At 63.6% G+C, this 4,146-nt stretch carries 4 protein-coding genes; 2 read left to right on the top strand and 2 right to left on the bottom strand.

Annotated features, from left to right (window positions below):
- Together IV091_RS03530 and tyrS are read right to left on the bottom strand one after the other, a co-directional pair.
- Positions 1-153 (bottom strand): D-aminoacyl-tRNA deacylase (locus tag IV091_RS03530; protein WP_293465196.1); only part of this gene is annotated, 153 nt, incomplete at its 3' end.
- Positions 154-172: 19 nt separating this feature from the next.
- Positions 173-1,405, bottom strand: coding sequence for a tyrosine--tRNA ligase (gene tyrS, locus IV091_RS03525; RefSeq protein ID WP_293465178.1), 1,233 nt, complete (start codon positions 1,403-1,405; stop codon positions 173-175).
- A 224-nt stretch (positions 1,406-1,629) separates the two neighbouring features.
- Here tyrS and IV091_RS03520 point away from each other — a divergent pair, with 224 nt between their 5' ends.
- A complete protein-coding gene (locus tag IV091_RS03520; RefSeq protein ID WP_293465176.1) occupies positions 1,630-3,015 on the top strand; it encodes a M23 family metallopeptidase in 1,386 nt (461 codons plus the stop codon).
- Between the two features lie 40 nt (positions 3,016-3,055).
- Positions 3,056-4,146, top strand: a 1,091-nt coding sequence (locus IV091_RS03515) for an anhydro-N-acetylmuramic acid kinase (protein WP_293465173.1), incomplete at its 3' end; no start/stop codon positions are given.

Below are 4,146 nucleotides of genomic sequence, written 5' to 3'. Positions count from 1 at the left end.
CTTGAGAATCTTGGCCAGCAGCTTGTCGGCCTCGGCGTCGCGGTCGCCGCGTTCGGCGCACAGCAGCACCAGCAGCCCGGGCCCGATCTGGCCCACGGTCTGGCCGGCAATGTCCACGCGGGCCTGGGCCACGCGCTGCAGCACGGCTTTCATGCGCAGCTCAATCCACGCATCAGCGCAGCGTGACGCGCGCAAACTTGCGCTTGCCCACCTGCAGCACGTAGGTTCCCGCGCCCAGCTTCAGCGCCTTGTCGCTGACCACGCACGAGTCAATACGCACACCGCCGCCGTCAATCAGCCGGCTGGCTTCGCTGCCTGAGGGTGCCAGGCCGGCAGCCTTGAGCAGCGCACCAAGGCCCATCGGGGCGCCTGACACGGCCACGTCGGCAATTTCGTCGGGTACGCCGCCCTTGCTGCGGTTGATGAAATCCTGCTCGGCCGCGTCGGCTGCAGCGGCCGAGTGAAAGCGCTCCGTGATTTCCTTGGCCAGCGCCACCTTGGCGTCCTTGGGGTTGAGGCCCGCCGCCACGTCAGCCCTGAGCGCCGCAATGTCGGCTTCGCTCCTGAAGGACAGCAGCGTGAACCACTTCCACATCAGCACGTCGGAGATGCTCAGCACTTTGGCAAACATGCTGTTGGCGTCCTCGGAAATGCCGATGTAGTTGTTCTTGCTCTTGGACATCTTTTCGATGCCGTCCAGGCCTTCGAGCAGCGGCATGGTCAAAATGCACTGCGGCTCCTGGCCATATTCGGCCTGCAGGTGGCGGCCCATCAGCAGGTTGAATTTCTGGTCGGTGCCACCCAGTTCCAGGTCGCTTTTCAACGCCACCGAGTCATAGCCCTGCAGCAAGGGGTACAAAAACTCATGCACGCTGATGGGCGTTCCGGCCTTGAACCGGTCATGAAAGTCGTTGCGCTCCATCATGCGCGCCACGTTGTATCTGGCCGCCAGCTGGATCAAACCGCGCGTACCGAGCGGGTCGCACCACTCGCTGTTGTAACGGATTTCGGTTTTTTCCGGGTCCAGCACCATGCTGGCCTGCTGGTAATAAGTCTGGGCGTTGGCCTCGATTTGCGCGGGACTCAGGGCCGGGCGGGTGGTGTTGCGCCCTGACGGGTCGCCAATCAGCGTGGTGAAGTCGCCAATCAGGAAAATGACCGTGTGGCCCAGGTCCTGCAGCTGGCGCATCTTGTTAAGCACCACGGTATGGCCAATGTGAATGTCGGGAGCGGTCGGGTCCAGCCCCAATTTGATGCGCAGCGGCACGCCAGTGGCCTCGCTGCGGGCCAGTTTCTTGACCCATTCATCCTGGGGGATCAATTCCTCGCAGCCCCGAAGCGAGACGGCCAGCGCCTCCCTCACGCGGTCAGTCACGGGGAAATTTGTAACAAGCTCTTGATTCATAAGGGTTTTTTCTCGTACCAGGAAAATGTCCGACGACTATAATCAGTGTTTTCCTACATCAGCCTGCCATTTTAGTTGGCGCGCAACTTGCTGACAGGAATCAAAGTCTTTTTAGCCCGATGACCGCAGACCCGCAAAGAACAGGTCACCAGGGTCTTTCGTTTTTTACACAGCAATCCGGTGCGTTCACGCAGCCCGATGCACTTTAGCTGGGAAACACCGCTTTGCGCCCATCCATTTCTGCCCGTGTCCTGAATACGTCCTCCCTCTTGCTGCTCGGCGTTGCCGACAGCCTTCGCCGCCACCCCAAACGCGTGACCGCCAGCCTTGCAGCCCTGCTGCTGGGCACGGGTGTGACGGCATTTGGCGTTGCACCGCTGGCACCTGATGCCGCCGACCTGCCGGTGCGCCAGGTGGTCGAAGTAGTGCAGCCCCTGCCCACACAGGTGCAGACGGACGCACTCGCCGACTTCAGCTTCAACCTGTTTCGCACCGAAAGCACGCGCAGCAGCGACACGGCCAACACCCTGCTCAAGCGCCTGAACCTGGACGACGCAGCAGCAGCGGCATTTTTGCGCACCGACCCCAACGCCCAGGAAATCCTGACGGGCCGCCCGGGTAAAAACGTGACCGTGGAAGCCAGCGACCGCCAGCAACTGCTCAAGCTCAGCATGCGCTGGTCCACCGACAGCGAAGAGCTGTTCAACCGCCTGGTGATTGAACGCACCGCCACCGGGTTCAAATCGCGCATTGAGACCGCGCCCTACACCCGCTCGGCCCAGCTGGCCAGCGGCAGCATCCAGAGCTCGCTGTTTGCCGCCACCGACGACGCCCGGATTCCCGACGGCGTGGCCGTGCAGATCGCCGAAATTTTCTCGGGCGACATCGATTTCCGCCGCTCCCTGCGCAAGGGCGACCGCTTCAACGTGGTGTATGAAACCCTGGAAGCCGACGGCGAAGCGCTGCGCACCGGCCGCGTGCTGTCGACCGAATTCGTCAACGGCGGCAAGACCTACGAGGCCATGTGGTTCCAGCCCCCGGGCAATGCCGCAGGTATCGCCGCCGCCAAGGGCAGCTATTACACGCTGGACGGCAAGAGCCTGCGCCGCGCCTACCTGAGCTCGCCGGTCGAGTTCTCGCGCATCAGCAGCGGCTTTGCCATGCGCTTTCACCCGGTCCTGCAAAAGTGGCGCGCCCATCTGGGCACCGACTACGCCGCCCCCACCGGAACGCCCGCACGCTCCGTGGGTGACGGTGTGGTGACGTTTGCCGGCGTGCAGAATGGTTTTGGCAATGTGGTGTTCATCAGGCACCGCAACAACCACGAAACGGTGTACGCGCACCTGAGCAAAATCAATGTGCAGGTCGGCCAGAGCGTCAGCCAGAGCCAGACCGTTGGCCTCGTCGGCTCAACCGGCTGGGCCACCGGCCCGCACCTGCATTTTGAGTTCCGCGTCAACGGCGCGCAGCAGGACCCGATGACGATCGCCAAGCAAAGCGACAGCGTCACGCTGTCCAAAGCAGACCTTCCGCTGTTCAGGCAGATTGCAGCCGGCGCCAAAAGCCAGCTCCTGGCCGCAGCCAGCATGAACCAGTCCCGGGCCGAATAGGGGCAGCCGGCAGCGGGCAGCGCTGCGGCAAAATAGCCGCATGCAAAACTACACCATTGGCCTGATGTCAGGCACCTCACTCGATGGCGCAGATGGGGTGCTGGTGGATTTTTCAGACCCCCAACTGAAGGTCGTGGCCACTGCCACCGAGCTGTTCTCGAACAGCTTCCGGGCCGAATTGCTGGCGCTCAACACCCCCGCCCACAACGAACTGCACCGCGCCGCGCTGGCGGGCAACCAGCTTGCGGCGGTGTACGCGCAGGTAGTCCACACGCTGGTCACCCAAGCCGCCGCCCAGGGCATCGCGCCGGCACAAATCCAGGCGGTGGGCGCGCATGGGCAGACCGTCAGGCACCAGCCCCAAAGAACGTCGCAAGACGCCGCAGGCGCGGGCTACACACTCCAGCTAAACAACCCGGCCCTGCTGGCCGAACTCACAGGCCTGGACGTGGTGGCCGACTTTCGCAGCCGCGACGTGGCCGCGGGCGGCCAGGGCGCGCCACTGGTGCCGGCCTTTCACCAGCGTGTCTTTGGCCGTGCGGATGCCACCGTGACGGTGTTGAACCTGGGCGGGATTGCCAACCTCAGCGTGCTGCCGCATCAAGGCGGGTCGCCGGTACTGGGTTTTGACTGCGGACCGGGCAATGCGCTGATGGATGCCTGGTGCCAGCAGCATACCGGCCAGCCCTTCGATGCAGGCGGCGCTTGGGCAGCCAGCGGCCAGCCGATTGCAGCGCTGCTGGCGAGCCTGCTCCATGAACCCTACTTTTCCCAGCCTATTCCCAAGAGCACCGGACGAGACCTGTTCAGCCCGGCCTGGCTGGCCGAAAAACTCGCGCCCTTCGCGGCGGCTCGCGCCGAGGACATTCAAAACACATTGACCGAATTCACTGCCAGCGCTTGTGCAACCGGCGTTAAAAGCTACGGAAATGAGAGCAAGGAACTGATCGTTTGCGGCGGCGGCGCTTTCAACCACCACCTGCTGCAGCGCCTGCAGGCACGCCTGCCTTTCCTGCGCGTCAGCACGTCGGACCTGCACGGTTTGCCGCCGCTCCAAGTCGAGGCCACCGCCTTTGCGTGGCTGGCCCGCCAGATGCTGGCCAGGCAAGCCGGCAACCTGCCTGGCGTGAC

It is taken from the genome of Polaromonas sp. (assembly GCF_018780625.1).
In the GTDB taxonomy this organism is placed as follows: Bacteria; Pseudomonadota; Gammaproteobacteria; order Burkholderiales; family Burkholderiaceae_C; genus Polaromonas.
This window is presented reverse-complemented; position numbering and strand designations above follow the sequence as displayed.